Here is a 17,186-nt window from a genome sequence, read left to right on the forward strand (position 1 = left end):
GAGTCACAGATGTTGATGGAACCCAAGAAAAAGAAGTCTGCCGTGGCGATCGCCGTGGTGATCGTGATCGGCCTGGTATTGGGCTTTGCGATTCTGCGCAGCGAGAAGTCGGCACCCGCAGGCGAGGAGCACGGCCATGGTCATGAAGAAGCCAAAGCGCACGCCGATGACGAACACCATGGCAAGAAGGCGGCCGACGGCCATGCCGACGACAAGGATCATGGCGACAAGGAGCATCACGAGGAAGCGGCGGAACCCGCCAAGGGTCCTCATGGCGGCAAGCTGTTCACCAAGGACGGATTCGGCTTGGAGCTGACCATCTTCGAGAGCAACGTAGAGCCTCAGTTCCGAATCTTCCTCTACCGCGACGGTAAGCCGGTGGCACCTAGCCAGGCCAAGGTCGGCATCACGCTGGATCGCCTGGGTCGCAAGCCCGAGGTCTACAGCTTCACCCCGGAGAAGGACTACCTGAAAGGGTCTGCCACCGTCGAAGAACCCCATTCCTTCGAAGGCACCATAGACGCTCAGGTCGGCAGCCAGAAGTTTGAATTCAAGTTCGAGCAGACCGAAGGCCGTGTTCAGCTCAGCGACGAGCAACTCAAGAGCAATGGCGTCGAGATCGCCACGGCCGGTCCGGCGCGCATCCGCAGCAGCCTGGCCTTGCTGGGCGAGGTGAAACTCAACCAGGACCGCACCGTGTTCGTCACACCGCGCCTGGCAGGCATCGTGGAGTCCGTGCGGGCAAGCGCGGGTGACGCGGTCAAGCGTGGGCAGGTACTTGCCGTGATCTCCAGCCAGGCGCTGGCGGACCAGCGAGGCGAGCTGCTTGCGACGCAAAAGCGCATGGCCCTGGCCAAGACCACCTACGAGCGCGAGAAGCGCCTGTGGGAAGAAAAGATCTCGGCCGAGCAGGACTACCTCGCGGCCAAGCACGCCTTCCAGGAGGCGGAGATTTCCGCCGAAAGCGCGCGCCAGAAGCTCAGCAGCCTGGGTGCCGGCGCGACCGAGTCGTCGCAGGGCCTGACCCGCTACGAAATTCGCTCGCCGATCGACGGCGTCGTCACCGAAAAGAAGATCAGCGTCGGGGAAGTGCTGAAGGAAGACGCGCCTATCTTCCAGGTGGCCGATCTCAGCACCGTCTGGGTCGAGCTGACGGTACCGGCCAAGGATGTGAATGCCCTGAAGGTGGGAGACTCCGCCAGTGTCAAGGCGGCGGCCTTCGAGGCGCAGTCCACCGCCAAGTTGTCCTATGTGGGCTCGCTGGTGGGCGAGCAAAGCCGCAATGCAACCGCCCGCCTGGTGCTGGCCAATCCCAAGGGCATGTGGCGACCGGGCCTGCCGGTGACGGTGGACCTGACCTCAGGCGAAGTGGATGTGCCCGTCGCCGTCGCGGCCGACGCCGTGCAGTCGGTCGGTGAGTCCACCGTGGTCTTCGGTCGTTACGGCAAGCAGTTCGAGGCGCGACCGCTGACGCTGGGCCGCAGCGACGGTCGCTTTGTCGAAGTTGTCAAGGGGCTGCAGGCCGGCGAACGCTACGCCGCCAAGAACAGCTTCCTGGTCAAGGCCGAAGTGGGCAAAGCCGGCGCAAGCCACGATCACTAAGGAGCATGCCATGAAGCAGATCACTGCCATCCTGCAGCCGCATCGGCTGGAAAAGCTCGAAGAGGCGCTGCACCGGCTGCCGCATCTTCCCGGTTTCACGGTGTTCAAAGCCCAGGGGCATCCCCGCGGCCACGCCGCCGGCCATGCCTACGTCGCCGACGAGTGGGATCCAGACCATCACGACCGACTGGTGCTGCTGATGTTCTGCTCGGACGAACATGTCGCGGAACTCATGCAGACCATCGAGAAGGCCGCCCGTACGGGCCAGTCCGGCGACGGCATTGTTGCCGTCACCGAGGTCGTCGACATCGTTCGCCTGCACAGCGGCGAGCGCGGCAATGACGCCGTCTGATGCACGCACGTGCTGATGCCGCCCCAAGCCGCATGAAACGGAACTCCCATGTTTGAAAAAATCATCCGCTTTGCCATCGAGCAGCGATGGCTGGTGCTGCTGTGTGTCCTGGGCATGGCTGCCCTGGGCATCTTCAGCTACCAACGCCTGCCCATCGATGCCGTGCCGGACATCACCAACGTCCAGGTGCAGATCAACACCCAGGCCAAAGGCTACTCGCCGTTGGAGGCCGAGCAGCGCGTCACCTATCCGATCGAGACGGCGATGGCCGGGCTGCCGAATCTGGAGCAGACCCGGTCGCTGTCGCGCTATGGCCTGTCACAAGTGACCGTCGTCTTCAAGGACGGCACCGACATCTACTTCGCGCGCCAACTGGTCAATGAACGGATCCAGGAAGCGAAGGGCAAGTTGCCCGGGGGCCTGGCGCCGACGCTGGGGCCGATCGCCACAGGCCTGGGCGAGATCTACATGTGGACGGTGGAGGCCAAGCCCGGAGCGCTGAAGGCAGATGGCTCGCCCTACACACCGATGGATCTACGCGAGATCCAGGACTGGATCATCAAGCCGCAGCTGCGCAACGTCCCCGGTGTTACCGAAATCAACACGATCGGAGGCTACGCCAAAGAGTACCAGGTTGCACCGTTCCCCGAGAAGCTGGTCGCCTATGGTCTGACCCTCAAGGACATCGTGGAGGCGCTGGAGCGCAACAACGGCAATGTCGGCGCCGGCTATATCGAACGGCGGGGTGAACAGTATCTGATCCGCGCCCCGGGCCAGGTGGCCAACATGGACGATATCGCCAACATCGTCGTCGCGACCGCGAAAGGTGTGCCGGTGCGGATCCGTGACGTGGCGGACGTGGGACTGGGCAAGGAATTGCGCACCGGCGCCGCGACTGAGAACGGCCGCGAGACCGTGCTCGGCACCGTCTTCATGCTGCTGGGCGAAAACAGCCGCACGGTATCCCAGGCGGTTGATGTCCGCCTTCAGGAAATCAACAAGACCCTGCCGCCTGGCGTGATTGCGCAGACGGTCTACGACCGCACCATCCTCATCGACAAGGCGATCGCCACGGTGAAGAAGAATCTGGTGGAGGGGGCGCTGCTGGTCATCGCGATCCTGTTCCTGTTCCTCGGCAACATCCGTGCTGCACTGATCACTGCAGCAGTGATCCCGCTGGCCATGCTGTTCACCTTCACCGGCATGGTGACCAACAAAGTCAGCGCCAACTTGATGAGCCTGGGCGCCCTGGACTTTGGCATCATCATCGACGGTGCGGTGGTCATCGTGGAGAACTGCGTGCGGCGCCTGGCGCATGCGCAGGCTGCCGCGGGCCGGCCGCTGACGCGCGACGAACGCTTCCATGAGGTGTTCGCCGCAGCGCGGGAATCACGCCGGCCCCTGCTGTTCGGGCAACTGATCATCATGGTGGTCTACCTGCCGATCTTTGCGCTGACCGGTGTCGAAGGGAAGATGTTCCACCCCATGGCCTTCACCGTGGTGGCGGCGCTCGTAGGCGCCATGATCCTGTCGATGACCTTCATCCCGGCCGCGGTCGCGCTGATGATCGGCAAGAACGTCGGCGAGAAGGAAAACCGCCTGATGGGTTGGGCGAAACGCGGCTATGCGCCGATGCTGGACTGGGCATTGCTGAACAGGCCCCTGGTGCTGGCCATCACGGCCGTATCGGTCGTTCTGAGCGGCCTGCTCGTCACCCGCATGGGCAGCGAGTTCATCCCGAGCCTGAGCGAAGGCGACGTGGCGCTGCACGCCATGCGAATCCCGGGCACCAGCCTGACCCAGGCCATCGAGATGCAGGTCGCCCTGGAGAAGTCGATCAAGCAGTTTCCTGAGGTGGAACGAGTGTTCGCCAAGCTAGGCACTGCGGAGGTCGCAACCGACCCGATGCCCCCCAATGTGGCCGACACCTTCCTGATGCTCAAGCCCAGGTCTGAGTGGCCGGATCCCAGTCGGAGCATCGAATCGCTGGTTGGGGCGGTTCAGGAAGCCGTGGGCAAGGTGCCGGGCAACAACTACGAGTTCACACAGCCGATCCAGATGCGCTTCAACGAACTGATCTCGGGTGTGCGCAGCGATGTGGCGGTCAAGATCTTTGGCGACGACATGACGGTCATGGAGAGCAGCGCTGGCGAGATCCAAAGGGTGTTGGAGGCCATTCCGGGCGCTGCGGACGTGAAGGTCGAGCAAACGACCGGCCTGCCTATGCTGACCGTGCAGATCGACCGCGCCAAGCTCGCTCGCCTGGGCCTGAGCATGGCCGACGTCCAGGAGATGGCGGGCACCGCCATTGGCGGCCAGGAGGCGGGGGCGCTGTTCCAAGGGGACCGGCGCTTCGACATCCTGGTTCGCATGCCAGACTCGGTGCGAAGCGACATCGAGGCACTCAAGCGCCTGCCGATCAAGCTGCCTACGAGCGGCGGCGTGGCATCGTTCTTGACCCTGGGAGACGTGGCGAGCTTCGAGATCGCGCCTGGTCCGAACCAGATCAGCCGCGAGAGCGGCAAGCGGCGCGTCGTGGTCACGGCCAATGTGCGTGGTCGCGACATCGGCTCCTTCGTCCGGGAGGCGCAAGGCCAGTTGGCGCAGAAGGTGAAGATCCCGGCCGGCTACTGGATCACCTGGGGGGGCACCTTTGAGCAACTGCAATCCGCCACCCAGCGCCTGCAGATTGTGGTGCCGGTCGCGCTGGGCTTGGTGTTCATGCTGTTGTTCGCGATGTTCGGCAATGTCAAGGATGGCCTGCTGGTCTTCACGGGCGTTCCCTTCGCGCTGACCGGTGGCATCGTGGCCTTGTGGCTGCGGGACATTCCCTTGTCGATCTCGGCTGGCGTGGGCTTCATTGCGCTATCCGGCGTAGCGGTGCTGAACGGCTTGGTGATGATCGCGTACATCCGTTCGCTGCGCGAGGACGGTATGCCGCTCGAAGGCGCGGTTCGGGAAGGCGCGTTGACGCGCCTGCGACCTGTGCTGATGACGGCGCTGGTGGCCTCGCTGGGCTTCGTGCCGATGGCGCTGGCCACGGGCACGGGCGCGGAAGTGCAGCGTCCGCTGGCGACGGTCGTGATCGGCGGCATCTTGTCATCGACCGCGCTGACGTTGCTGGTGTTGCCGGTGCTGTACCGATGGGCGCATCGGCGCGAGAGGACGCGCAAACCCACAGGGTCGTCCGAACTCGGGTTGGCCGAGCACTGATCGGATTTGACGGAGAGCCTCAAGGCCGGTGTTATCACTCCCTGTGATGTCACCGGCCTTTTTCTTTGGAGCGACGGGAAGACGATGAGCAATGTTCTGCCGGACCAACGCCTGTCGCGCTCGGCGCAGGACGATGCGCATGCTCCTGGCTCAACCCTCAAGCTACAAATGCCCTTGTGCTCGCCAGAATTTCGGCAGCATCCACCAAAGCACGAGGATCAGCACTGCCATGCCGCCGGCCACTGCCGAGCCAATGGCGTGCCCGAGCACTTCGGACAGCACAAACTGAGTGGCAAAGACCAGGGCGAGCGACAGGGTGAAGGAACCCAGCACGATCTGAAACGTGGTCAGGCGCTTGAACTTTGCCCGGTTCACCAGCGGACGAATGAGACGGTGCTGAACGGCCGGCGCGCTCAGCAAGATGAGGCTGGCGACGGACAGCACGAAGGTTGCCAGGAACACATGTTTTTCCGCGGCGACGATGGCGGAGAAGCCCGCGGTGAAGGGTACGGTGATCAAGAACGCCGACAGCAGTTGTGCGGTGGGCAGCAAGACCCGCAGCTCGCCCAGCATGTCGGTCAGGTCGCCGTCGTCCGCGGGTACATGAGCTGGGTCCAAACGGGGCTCCTTCAGTGGTTGGATGGCCGCGCTGTTGTACCCGATGCGAGCCCTCAGGGTTTGCGAATCACGCAGGCAGATGCACTGCGCAGCGTTGGGACGGGGCATGCTGATTGCCGTAAGGGGCGCCGTGGCTGGCAGTGCGCTTCCGTGCATTCCGGCGCTTTGCGAACGATCAAGACTTGTTCACCCGGTCTACCCGCGATGAGACCCAGCCCGTAGGCACAAACACTCGTTTGTGCGAGTGCGACGAAACGATGAAGCCGAAGTACAACTGTGAGCCGATGCCATGACCGAAACGACCAAACTTCGCCTAGACCTGCCGCTTATCCTGCCCGGTATCGACGACGTAGAAGACCGTTGTGTCGAGCGCTTGACGCAGGCACTCGAAGGACGACCCGGCGTGCAAGAGGCACACATCGTGCGCGACGCGGCCAAGACGCCGCAGTTGTGCGTTCACTACGACCCGGGCGTGATCTCCCTGACGCGGCTCCGGGAACTGATCGGTTCGGTCGGCGGGATGCTGAGCGAGCGGTACTCGCATCTGTTGATCAAGGCCAGCCAGCCGATGCATGCGCGAGCCGCCAGGCGCGTGGCCGATGACTTGCGCAGGGTGCCCGGGGTCATGGAAGCCGATGTCGGCGCCTCGGGGGTGATCCGCATCGAGTACGACAGGGACCAGGTGTCGGAAGACAAGCTGCTGGCCGCGGCAGCGGACCTGGGTGTTCCCGGCCAGGCCATCGCTACAGGACGGCCGCCGACGCCATCGGGCCATGGCCATGCGAATGCCCATGACCGTGACCACAAACACGACCACGCCGTTGACGCAAAAGGTGAAGACGGGCACGAACACAAAGAGGACAAGCACACAGAGAACGAGCCAACCTCAAACGACCACGACCACGACCACGACCACGAAAAGGGCGAGGACGAGGAGCATGGCAAGGGCGGCGACCATGCCGGGCACAGCCATGAGCATGGCGGCCTGTTTGGTGAGAAAACCGAACTGATTTTTGCGTTGATGGCCGGTGCGCTCTTGCTCGCGGGCTGGCTGCTCGGGCGCGGCGGCGTGGGGCCGAACTGGTTGCCGACAGCCTTCTATGTCGGCGCTTATGGCTTCGGCGGCTACTACACAGTGAAGGAGGCCTTCGACAACCTGATGGCTCGCCGCTTCGAGATCGACACGCTGATGCTGGCCGCTGCAATCGGCGCCGCCGCGCTGGGCGAATGGGCCGAAGGTGCGCTCCTCTTGTTCCTCTTCAGCCTGGGGCACTCCCTGGAGCACTACGCAATGGGGCGTGCGCGCAAGGCGATCGAAGCACTGGCCAAGCTCGCGCCTGAGACGGCGACCGTACGGCGCGAGAGCGGCACCGAAGAAGTCGCCGTGTCGAAGTTGCAGGTTGGCGATGTCGTGATCGTGCGCCCGAACGAGCGCCTGCCTGCAGACGGCGTGGTCGTGGTCGGCACGTCCAGCGTCAACCAGGCACCCGTGACTGGCGAGAGCGTGCCTGTCGACAAGCGACCGATCGAGGATGGGAAGGCCGCTCTTGCGGCGTTCGACCGCGTCGGACCGGAACACCGAGTGTTCGCCGGCACCATCAACGGCTCGGGCGCCATCGAGGTCATGGTGGCACGGCGCTCCGAGCAGTCGACCATGGCACGGGTGGTCAAGATGGTCACCGAGGCCGAGGCGCAGCGCTCGCCGACGCAGCAGTTCACCGAGAAAGTGGAACGAATCTTCGTCCCCGCCGTCTTGGTCATGGTCGGCTTGTTGATGTTCGCCTGCTTCGTCATCGACGAGCCGTTCTCGGCGAGCTTCTACCGGGCAATGGCCGTATTGGTCGCTGCGAGCCCCTGCGCCCTCGCCATCTCGGTGCCCAGCGCCGTGCTGAGCGGTGTCGCGAGAGCCGGGCGCGGCGGTGTCCTGGTCAAGGGCGGTGGTCCGCTGGAGAACTTGGGCACGCTCACGTCGATCGCTTTCGACAAGACTGGCACGCTCACCGAGGGCAAGCCAAAGTTGACCGAGGTGTCGGCAGCACCGGGCGCAACTGAGGATGAGCTACTCGCTGTGGCATTGGCGGTTGAAGAGCACAGCGATCACCCGCTCGCATCCGCCATCGTGACAGGCGCCCGTGAGCGCCTTGGCGATCGCGTGAAGCCTGCCGTGGCCAGCGAGGTCAAGAGCATCACGGGGCGTGGCGTGCAGGCGAAGGTCGATGGCGAGGATGTCTACATCGGCAAACCGGTGCTGTTCTCGGAGCTGCCCGGTGCGGCGTTGTCGGTCGAAGTCAAAGAGGCCAATGACAAGCTGGTCGCGAGCGGGCGCACGACGATGGTGGTCCGCAAAGGCCAGCGCTTCCTGGGGGTGATCGCGGTGATGGACACGCCGCGACCGGTGGCCAGTGATGTGATGGCACAGCTGCGAGCGCTGGGAATCGAGCGCTTGATCATGATTTCCGGCGACAACCAGCAGGTGGCCGATGCCGTGGCCAAGTCCGTCGGATTGACCGAAGCGCGCGGAGATCTGATGCCGGAGCAAAAGGTCGAGGCGATCAAGGCACTCCGCGAGAAACACGGCAAGGTGGCCATGGTGGGGGATGGCGTCAACGACGCGCCAGCGATGGCCAATGCGACTGTCGGCATCGCCATGGGTGCGGCGGGCTCTGATGTGGCGTTGGAGACTGCCGATGTCGCCTTGATGGCTGACGACCTTGCCCAGCTACCCTTCGCCGTCGGTCTGTCTCGGAGCACGAGCAGGATCATCAAGCAGAACCTCTTCGTGAGCCTAGGGGTGGTGGCGGTCCTGATCCCGGCCACGATTCTTGGCTTGAACATCGGCACCGCCGTGCTGTTCCATGAGGGATCGACCCTGATCGTCGTCATCAACGCGCTGCGGCTGCTCGCCTATCAAGGGTCGGGAGCGAGCGCTGCTGGGAGGAATCGCCTATGAAGCAGCCCGACTCGTAGCAAGCACATTGTTCTGGCTAGACCTGTTTCAGAGTCCTTGAGGAAACAACTCGGGACCTTGTTCTCCAACGCTTTCTGGGACATACGGTGTGCTGAAAGTCCCCCGATTGCCGCGATACGCAGAGCCTGCAATGGGCACTCACAGGGCTTTCGCAGCTAGAAGAGATTCTGCGGCTCATCCAAAAATCGATGGAACTGTACGACCTTACTACCACTGACATGCTTTCGATGGACTCTCGAAGCGGCGGCTTCACAACAATCGGTCGATGACGCAGTCCGTTGCCAGCGAGCGACGCATGGGTCGACAACTGCCTTTCGCGCGAAACTTGCAATCAGGCGGGGACCAGGATCCCGATCTCGTGTGTGCTGGCGTGCCGGTTTGCAGACATTCGTCGGCACCCGCTATGGGTCGCCAGCGGGTAGCGGCCGCGCGGTATCGAATACCCGCTTCCAGCCTTTATGTACAGCTCTACATAAAGGCTGTTATGCACAGTGCTCGATTATGAGTAGCCCAGTAGGTGCTCGTGCGACGTCTCCCTCGTGCGGGGGCCGTGCCTGCGCTACGAAACTGTCCATAGACTCGTCATGCTCAAAGGCGCCAATGGCGATGAATCCTTGCTGAGGGTGCGCGCCGCAGCTTCATCTCCAGCGCGCGGCGAGCTGTTCCAATCTCAGGGATTTGATTGCCCCCTGTCGAGGGAGGACCTATCACAACGGGCGATTTCGGTTGGGGCGGTGTGCCATGGCAATCGCGTCGGCGGCTACCGCGTGACAAGACTATTGGACCTCGGTCTCGCCTCGTCGGAAATCAAACGTTATGTGCAGCACGTCCTCGCCCTTGACGCCGGCAACGCTAGCATTCACGGGGCCTGCAGCGTGACGGCGTCGGAGACCTGCACATAAATGAGCACTGTGCATAACAGCCTAGAAGCGTCATATCTGCGAGCCCCAGCGGCCTAAAAGCGTTACTTTCAGTCCGCCCGAGCGCTATTTCTTTCTGGCACCACGGCGCGCGATGGCGGGGTTCATGTCTTCGATGGTGACCTGTCTAGAAGGCCGACCAAACATGCCTTTGAGGTTCTTGACTTCGCCCAGCCCGTTTAGCGAGTCTCGCTCCTGAACAGGCATGTTCTCAGCCTCGCGCATGAAATCGCAACTAGCACGGCCGCCAGCAGTCATAAGGATAGCCATGACTTTGCTCAGTCCATCGGGGCTACGCGCTGCGTCCTCTGGGCAGACGCCTTCAAGCTGAGGATTTGGTGCCACCAACCAGTCCCGTACCTGCTCCCACGATTGGAAAGCAGCAAATGCGGCCTGATCCAACGCTGTTAATCGCTCATAGTCGGGGCTGCCGAACTCGCGACCGACCGGCGCCATGTCTAGCCAATCTCTCTCTTCGTTTGAAGCCTGGTGCTGCGGCTTCGACGTGTGTTTCGGATCAGTTTTCCTGGGCATGGTTTGATGCTACTCGTACAGAACCGCCGATGGCTACGTCGAATCATGCCAGCAGGAATGTGGGAGTTCCGTGTCGAGGACCACGGGCTGGCGGTTCTGCAGCGGGAGCGGACTGTCGGTCCCAGCAGCCAGGCTCACGGTGTCGGACACATCGTGGTCATTGCTGAGGGATGCCGGCGGCGGCGCCAACGGCCGGTTTGGAGTCCGGTGCCGTCGTCCGCGGTAGGCCACGCAGGAACTCGGCTCATTGCCCGTCCGAGCGACTGTTCCTCGCGCCCAACCCGGTGCCACCGGCGGGAAAAGCCAATCTGCCGTCCTGAAGCGGTCGGCGGTCCTGAACAGCAACTGAGCACACAGAAGGCGCCCATCGCGGAGACCAAGAGGGACCCCACCAACCGGAGCCCTGGTCGGGATCGCACTGCTTGAGGCGTTTTGCTGGCGGGCATGCGCTAGCCGAAGGGCTACGTCGGTAGCCTATTTCTTCTTGCGGTTGCGCCGCTTCGAGGCGGCCTGGGCCTTGTGCTGCCGCTTCTCGGCCTTCCGCTTCTTTTGAGCGTCGCGCTTCTGACCCGACACGGCCGGTTCGTCGACCACCCTGCGAAGCGCGAGCCTCTGATCGTCGCCAGGGAACTCGTCCTGGCGAAAACGCCACTGCTCACCTTTGCCTTTCCACAATCCCAGCTCCTCGCGCTTTCGCTCGAGCTCGGCAAGGTCGGCCGCGCTCCAAGACTCCTGCGAGTAGACCATCAGGTCCTCTGCGCCACCCTCGTAGTCCTTGTGTGGGTTGTCGAGGGCAATGCCAACAAAGACCGTGCCAAGGGGTGCCTTCAACTTGGCGGTTCTCACATAGGCGTGGAGGACGCCGCGGCGATAGGTGCGGTACTCATCGTAGGTCTCGGTCGACCGCTTGGGCACGATCACGATGACAAAGACCGTCTCGCCGGCAATTCCTCCGTACACGACCCGGCCGAGCCGCATGCCAGGTTCGACTCGGTCGAGGGCGTTGATGAGGGACGTTGCCAACTGCCTGCGGCGGTAGCGTGACTCCGCGGCCATGAGGCGCAACCCGTGCTCTGTCTCGGCGTTGGTCTGCACCAGATATGGCATGAGGAGCTTCGGGTCACCGTAGTCGATGAACCCGTCGATCAGCCGATCCCAGGCGTAGCTGAATCGGTCAACTCGCTGCTTCCGCTTGTAGCCGATGTCCTCAGTGAGTGCGTCATAGGAACCAGCATCGAAGACGATGGCATCAGGGGGCGTTTCGCCATCGCTGACGTCGAAAAACAAATGCTCCTGGCCATCGACATCCGTCGTACGCAAGTACGCCGCGAGCAGTTCCTCCTCGCCGGTGGCGCTGACCATGATCCCGGACGTGCCAAGCAACGCCTGTCGCTTCTTGAGGTAGTCCAGAAAGTCGACGCCGGTGTCGAGCTCGCGGAGCACGAGCTCAATGGACACCTCATCGAAGACATGAACAAAGTGCTTCTCCGACTGGGGGATGCCGACGACGAAAGGGAGCGCGTTGTGGGCGTCGCCCTCTATCGCGTTGTTCACCGCGAACGATCCGCGACCAACCCCATTGTTATGAGCAATCGCAGCGTCACGGCTGCCGCGGGTCACGGCCACCAGGTGGAAGATGACATTCTCGGCAGGGACGGGGACCGGCAACGGCCTTGTGCACTTGGCGTCCAGAAAGGCGCGCTGCGGGAAGCGTTCGAGCCAGAGCTTCGCTCCATGGAGTTGCCTGCATGACTCGTACACCGCCTTCTTGTACCAGCGGCGCCAAGCGACCTCGAGCCCCTTGGCCTCGTTGAAGAGAACGTGCTTGTCAGAAAACAGGATGACATCTTTCCCGAAGACGACGAGCGCGTCGCAAAGCTCCTTCGTCGCACCCTTACCGTTCTTGAAACCGTCGTCGGTGTAGACGTTCGTCTGGGACCAGAGGCGCAGGAATGTCCGACGGCACAGGGCGGTGAGGATGCGCTCGGATTCATTGACCCCCTCTGTCTCTGGCAGGTCGAAGAGCTTCGCTGGTTGTGCTTCTTCTGGAACTTCTTCGGCTTCGGGGCCCATCGGTTGCCTCAGATCGAATCGGATAGCATCATCGACATCTTCCCACGCGGTGGTGGCTGATTGCCGCCCGTTTTGCCGAACAGCGCGGCCACCGCGGAGGAGCCGATCTGCGGGCGGACGTCCGTCTCGAGGTCGCCGCGCAGATTGCCGACACCTACATCACCCCCGCGGTCTACGGATTCAAGTCAATAATTCCAAGAATGCGCATGATCTCGTCAAAGCTCCGGTCGCACTGAGCGGCGAGGTCCTTGAAATGCGCACGCAGCGTCCCGTGCGCCGCGCGCGCTTGTCTCTCTTCCTTGTTCTTCTCTTCGACGGAGCTGTGGGCTTTCAGGATGCTTCTCAGCGCATGCAGCCGACTAAGCGGTGTGAGCAGAGCTCTGGCCTCGTCCACAGTCTTTCCTGAGACCACAGCCAGTTCAGCGACCACGCGCAGGGAGGCCCAGCTTGCCTCTGCCTTTCGTCCTTTTGATTCGAGCAGCTTACGCAGAGGCTTGATCTGGAAACCTTCGACGAGCACCTGATCGAAGGCCATGATCTCGTTGGCCCACTCAAGGACCGAATCCGTAGCTGGATACCGCGCGGCATCCATATGCCCTTCGGACCGCGGCTGCCACCAGTCAGGAGGGGCGGCATTCAACTTCCCGATCTTGTACTTTAGGAGGCTGAGAGGGTCGTATTCCGAGCTGAACTCACCAAGAATATCGTTCTCATAGGCTCGCTTCGAGATCGCCCCGTTCGGCCATTCGTTGAAGGACTGCCAATAGCGCTGCTCCTCGATCGGGAGACGTGCCAGGTCACCGATGTAGGCATGCACCTGACCTGCCTCGTTGATGTCGTAGCTCTTCAGGTACCAGGCATTGCGGCAGGTGATCGAACGGTCGTCGAGGCTGTACTTCTCAGGGTCCGCCTTGAACCGGTGCAAGACATCGGCACGAAAGAACACCGGTGATATTTCCCAGGGCAGATCCGACTTCTGAAAGTAGTTGGAGAGGAACTCCGGTCCACATGAGGTTTCCACCTCGCGGTTGTTCTTTCGATCGAAGATCTTGAAGGTGGCGTATTCCCTCTTTCTGTTGGGATTGGACTCCGCCTCCCACTCGGCAACCAAGTCCTGCACGGTAATGGTCGGGCGAACGATCATGCGCCCGTTCACGTAGCTGGCGTTGTGGATGCCACCGCCGTGATAGAACAGGTCCGGAGCCCTACGATCGATGCGCTCATGGTCGCCCCAGCCGCCGAAACCGGGACTGAAGCGGGTGAAGTCAAAGAAGAAGACTAGGGCAAAGCCCGCCAACGCCATGTATCTGGCAAGGTCTTCCGTGAGAATGGTGACCGCCACCAGCTTCTCGCTGCTGGGAGCAAGGTCCGCACGGATGATGCGGATGACGTCTTCGATGTCGCCCCGTGAGTCCAGCCGGCAGTAGGCGTTCCGCTCTGCCACGAAGTGCAGGTCCAGGGCATGCACGAGCTTCTGGCTCAATTCCATTGCCCGCTCGCGTTTGTCCACCCCATTAAAGCTGCGCAGGTAGACGAGCTTCTCGCCACCGGCGAGCGATTTGCCCGACCCCAGTGGCGGCTCCAGATAAACGCGGTGACCTTCTGCTCCGCCGTAGCTCTTCTGGATCGCCCAAGCCTCATCGGAGCTGACAAACCGATTCATGAGGTCCTGTTGATCGGCTGGTGTGACCTGCTGAACAGGTGCGAGCACGGCGTGAATGAGCACGGCCGGACCGCCGGCGTAGATCACGATTTCCTCGCTCCGAGCGTTCTGCTTGAGGAATTCGACTGAATCTTCCGCGCCGATCAGCCACTTCGCCGCATCGGAGGCAGGAGCCTGAGCAATGGCCCTCAGGGCTGCAATGTTGAATCTCCGAGCCATTCTGCAATCGCCTCCCAATTCTTAGACGGATTTGTAGCGCATCTGACGCATCTGTAGTCCTATTGCGCCGCAGCACTGCGTGACGTGGACGAGCACGCCGGGCTCCGGTCGCGGCGCTCGCTACGCTGCCGCTAGCGCGACACCATCACAGCCGCCTTGAGGCCAGATGTTTACCACGTAATGCCAGTTCATTCCGCACTTGACCGGTCGTGCTCGGGTGATGTCCCGGCGCGTGGTGTAAGTCCACAGCCCGGAGAGGCTGAGATGCGCGGGGTTACTCAGCGTGCCACTGCGGACAGCCGAGTCGGGACAGTATCACTGAGAGCCTGGAGACCCTCAAGCTGCATGTAGCGCCGGTTCAAACTCCACTCGTCGTTCTGCTCCAGCATCATGGCGCCGACCAGCCGCGTGATCGAGGCGTCGTTGGGGAAGATGCCCACGACGTTGGTTCGACGCTTGATCTCGGCGTTCAGCCGCTCCAGGGGATTGGTGCTGTAGATCTGCGGCCAGTGCGCCCGAGGGAAGCCCATGAAGGCCAGCACGTCGTGCTCGGCCGCGTCCATCATGGCGCTGAGCTTGGGCAGCTTCTCGCGGAACTGATCGGCCACGCTGCGCCACTGCGTCTTCGCTGCCTCGGCTGTCTCCTGCACGAACACCGTGCCGATGGCCGCGCTGACCATGCGCCGCTGCGTCTTGTTGGCATAGGCCAGGGCATTGCGCATGAAGTGCACCCGGCAGCGCTGCCAGGTAGCCTTGAGCGTCTTGGCAGCCGCCGCCTTGATGCCTTCGTGGCTGTCGCTGATGACGAGCTTCACGCCGCGCAGGCCGCGCCGATTCAAGCTGCGCAGGAATTCGGTCCAGAACGGCTCTGCCTCGCTGGCCCCGACCTTCAAGCCCAGCACCTCGCGCTGGCCTTCGGTGTTCACGCCCACCGCCACTATGACAGCCACGCTCACGATGCGTCCGGCCTCGCGCGTCTTGACGTAGGTGGCGTCGATCCACAAGTACGGCCAGTCCCCTTCGATCTGCCGGCCCAGGAACGCATTGACCCGCTCATCGAGTTCCGCGCACAGCCGCGAGACCTGGCTCTTGGAGACGCCGCTCATGCCCATGGCCTTGACCAAGTCGTCCACCAAGCGCGTGGAGATGCCCTTGATGTAGGCCTCCTGGATCACGGCGGTGAGCGCCTTCTCGGCCGTGCGCCGGGGCTCCAGGAATTCGGGGAAGTAGCTGCCTTGGCGCAGCTTCGGGATCTTCAGCTCGACGCTGCCGGCGCGGGTCTCCCAGGTTCGCTCGCGGAAGCCGTTGCGGCTGTTCAAGCGCTCGGCGCTCTTCTCGTCGTAGGCGGCGCCGCAGCGCCCCTCGACGTCAATCTCCATGAGGCGCTGGGCCATGAACTGGACCATCTGGCGCAGCACATCAATGTCGGCGCCCTTCTCGGCGAGTTCAGCCAATGCGATAGTTGAGGCGGTCATCGTGTTTCCTTGATTCAAGGTTGGTGGGTCGCACCTCAACCTTATCCGGACTCACGATGGCCACCCTCTACGGGCCGCCGATCTCAAAGACTTACACCACCTCCTGGGACATCACCCGTGCTCGATCGGGCCGCAGCTGCTGCACGGCGAGTACCTGGTCTCGGGGGCAGCAGAAATACAGGCCGCTGCCCATCGAATTTCCGGTGATGATCGCGGCGGCCGCTTGGGCCGCTCCCGGTCACTCACCCCTGCTGCCGTAGTGAGTTGGGTTAGCGATGGGTTGACGTCACACGAGGTGGGCGGCACTAGATTGATGTACGGTTAGAGACTTGTACGAGCCAGTGCCGCACGATGCTTGAAGCCTACATTGACGACTCAGCAAGTGATTCACGGCAGGACAAGCGCCTTGTCTTGGCTGGGTACATGCAAGATGCGCAGGCGTGGGAGCGGTTTTCCAAAGACTGGAGGGCCGAACTCGCTAACCCCCCCACGCTGACCTCACTCCATATGACGACCTCTTTCCGCGGCTGGTCCGAAGAGGCTCGCGAAGCGAAGATCGATGCCCTCGTCGCCGTGCTTGGAAAATACAGGCCCCTTTCTATCGAGTGCGCTATAAGCCGCGCGGCGCATGCCAAAGAACTGCGCTCCCGTGCTCCGTACGACTTGCGCCACCCATACTTTGCTTGCTTCGTGGGGATCATGTATGGCGCGGCACGAGCCGTCATCGAAGAAGGACTTAGTGGACCAGTTGACCTGACGTTCGATGAGCAAGGCAACGTGGGTACGGGTGCCGCACTGTGGTACCTACCCGTGAAACACAATGATCCAAGTCTGACTCGCGTTCTCGGGGGACCTCCGCGTTTTGCGAGCGATGATGAGGTTGCGCCCTTGCAAGCGGCCGACATGTTGGCCTGGTATGTGCGACGAGCCGTGGATTCGAACTGCTCGACAAGGCAACGTGAGGTGGCGGATGCCATCAGGTTTCGCCACCGCTATATGGAGATTCCCGATCACTTGGTTGCGAAGTGGGGCAAGGCCTTCGAGCAGGTACCAGGAGTCAACGAGACCAAAGGCAAGAGAGGCTCGGTCGTCAAGTTCATGACGAAACTTGTGGCCGCTGTGCCGCCGGACCGAATGGTTTCGGTCCTCGAAAAACTTCACCGACGCTCGAATTGGCTACGACGAACCCGGCGATTTCTCATTGCAATTGGATGGTCCGGGGTCTGGAAGCGGATCGCGCGACTGAAGTTCAAGCTTCGTTGGCCACAATGACTGCTCGTCGCGAGGCCGAACAGGCGCCATCGACCCGGAGCGGGCGTCCAAAGCCGCAACTGACTCACCTGGATGCAGCCGTTCGGCGCTGTCCGACGGCACCTCAACTCACAATGCAGTGAATCCACCGCGTCGAACAGTGCCCGGCGAAGCAGCTCTTCAGCGTTTCGCTCAGTTCGCAATGATTGCTATAGGCGGAACGCTGGAAGCAAAACCCCGGCTACCAGCTCAAGAAGCGCAAAGCGAAGTAGCTGGCCCAGGCTCGGCCTCCTGCCAG

At 62.4% G+C, this 17,186-nt stretch carries 10 protein-coding genes; 5 read left to right on the forward strand and 5 right to left on the reverse strand.

Annotation, left to right across the window (positions count from 1 at the left end; all coding sequences use genetic code 11):
• Positions 1–9 precede the first annotated feature (9 nt).
• The 3 genes from AABB87_RS04100 to AABB87_RS04110 are packed head-to-tail and all read left to right on the forward strand — an operon-like array spanning position 10 to position 5,167.
• A complete protein-coding gene (locus AABB87_RS04100; RefSeq protein WP_341969995.1) occupies positions 10–1,602 on the forward strand; it encodes an efflux RND transporter periplasmic adaptor subunit in 1,593 nt (530 codons plus the stop codon).
• A 10-nt stretch (positions 1,603–1,612) separates the two neighbouring features.
• Positions 1,613–1,954 (forward strand): P-II family nitrogen regulator, encoded by a 342-nt coding sequence (locus tag AABB87_RS04105; protein WP_341969997.1) that lies wholly within the window; start codon positions 1,613–1,615, stop codon positions 1,952–1,954.
• 48 nt (positions 1,955–2,002) lie between these two features.
• On the forward strand, positions 2,003–5,167 hold the full coding sequence (locus AABB87_RS04110; RefSeq protein WP_341969998.1) for an efflux RND transporter permease subunit: 3,165 nt from the start codon (positions 2,003–2,005) through the stop codon (positions 5,165–5,167).
• A gap of 162 nt (positions 5,168–5,329) precedes the next feature.
• Here AABB87_RS04110 and AABB87_RS04115 read toward each other — a convergent pair whose 3' ends face one another.
• Positions 5,330–5,785 carry a DUF6328 family protein gene (locus tag AABB87_RS04115; RefSeq protein WP_341969999.1) on the reverse strand — a complete coding sequence of 152 codons (456 nt, stop codon included), beginning with the start codon at positions 5,783–5,785 and terminating at the stop codon, positions 5,330–5,332.
• Positions 5,786–6,074: 289 nt separating this feature from the next.
• Here AABB87_RS04115 and AABB87_RS04120 point away from each other — a divergent pair, with 289 nt between their 5' ends.
• Positions 6,075–8,735: a heavy metal translocating P-type ATPase gene (locus tag AABB87_RS04120; protein ID WP_341970001.1), complete on the forward strand. Its 2,661-nt coding sequence runs from the start codon at positions 6,075–6,077 to the stop codon at positions 8,733–8,735.
• Between the two features lie 1,004 nt (positions 8,736–9,739).
• Here AABB87_RS04120 and AABB87_RS04125 read toward each other — a convergent pair.
• The 4 genes from AABB87_RS04125 to AABB87_RS04140 all read right to left on the reverse strand — a co-directional run bounded on the left by AABB87_RS04125 (position 9,740) and on the right by AABB87_RS04140 (position 15,637).
• Entirely contained in the window at positions 9,740–10,207 is a 468-nt protein-coding gene (locus AABB87_RS04125) for an antitoxin Xre/MbcA/ParS toxin-binding domain-containing protein (protein ID WP_341970003.1), read from the reverse strand.
• Positions 10,208–10,681: 474 nt separating this feature from the next.
• Positions 10,682–12,280, reverse strand: a complete 1,599-nt coding sequence (locus tag AABB87_RS04130) for a hypothetical protein (protein ID WP_341970005.1) — start codon at positions 12,278–12,280, stop codon at positions 10,682–10,684.
• A 172-nt stretch (positions 12,281–12,452) separates the two neighbouring features.
• Positions 12,453–14,162, reverse strand: coding sequence for a hypothetical protein (locus AABB87_RS04135; protein WP_341970006.1), 1,710 nt, complete (start codon positions 14,160–14,162; stop codon positions 12,453–12,455).
• 278 nt (positions 14,163–14,440) lie between these two features.
• Entirely contained in the window at positions 14,441–15,637 is a 1,197-nt protein-coding gene (locus AABB87_RS04140; RefSeq protein ID WP_341970007.1) for an IS256 family transposase, read from the reverse strand.
• Positions 15,638–15,988: 351 nt separating this feature from the next.
• Here AABB87_RS04140 and AABB87_RS04145 point away from each other — a divergent pair, with 351 nt between their 5' ends.
• A complete protein-coding gene (locus AABB87_RS04145) occupies positions 15,989–16,909 on the forward strand; it encodes a DUF3800 domain-containing protein (RefSeq protein ID WP_341970008.1) in 921 nt (306 codons plus the stop codon).
• Positions 16,910–17,186 lie beyond the last annotated feature (277 nt).

This window comes from Roseateles sp. PN1, assembly GCF_038419725.1.
Classification (GTDB): domain Bacteria; phylum Pseudomonadota; class Gammaproteobacteria; order Burkholderiales; family Burkholderiaceae_C; genus Paucibacter_A.

Coding starts and splice junctions, on each gene's coding strand:
- AABB87_RS04105 (WP_341969997.1), top strand. CDS start 1,613: ATGAAGCAGATCACTGCCATCCTGCAGCCGCATCGGCTGGAAAAGCTC.
- AABB87_RS04130 (WP_341970005.1), bottom strand. CDS start 12,280: ATGGGCCCCGAAGCCGAAGAAGTTCCAGAAGAAGCACAACCAGCGAAG.
- AABB87_RS04100 (WP_341969995.1), top strand. CDS start 10: ATGTTGATGGAACCCAAGAAAAAGAAGTCTGCCGTGGCGATCGCCGTG.
- AABB87_RS04135 (WP_341970006.1), bottom strand. CDS start 14,162: ATGGCTCGGAGATTCAACATTGCAGCCCTGAGGGCCATTGCTCAGGCT.
- AABB87_RS04125 (WP_341970003.1), bottom strand. CDS start 10,207: ATGCCCAGGAAAACTGATCCGAAACACACGTCGAAGCCGCAGCACCAG.
- AABB87_RS04145 (WP_341970008.1), top strand. CDS start 15,989: ATGCTTGAAGCCTACATTGACGACTCAGCAAGTGATTCACGGCAGGAC.
- AABB87_RS04140 (WP_341970007.1), bottom strand. CDS start 15,637: ATGACCGCCTCAACTATCGCATTGGCTGAACTCGCCGAGAAGGGCGCC.
- AABB87_RS04120 (WP_341970001.1), top strand. CDS start 6,075: ATGACCGAAACGACCAAACTTCGCCTAGACCTGCCGCTTATCCTGCCC.
- AABB87_RS04110 (WP_341969998.1), top strand. CDS start 2,003: ATGTTTGAAAAAATCATCCGCTTTGCCATCGAGCAGCGATGGCTGGTG.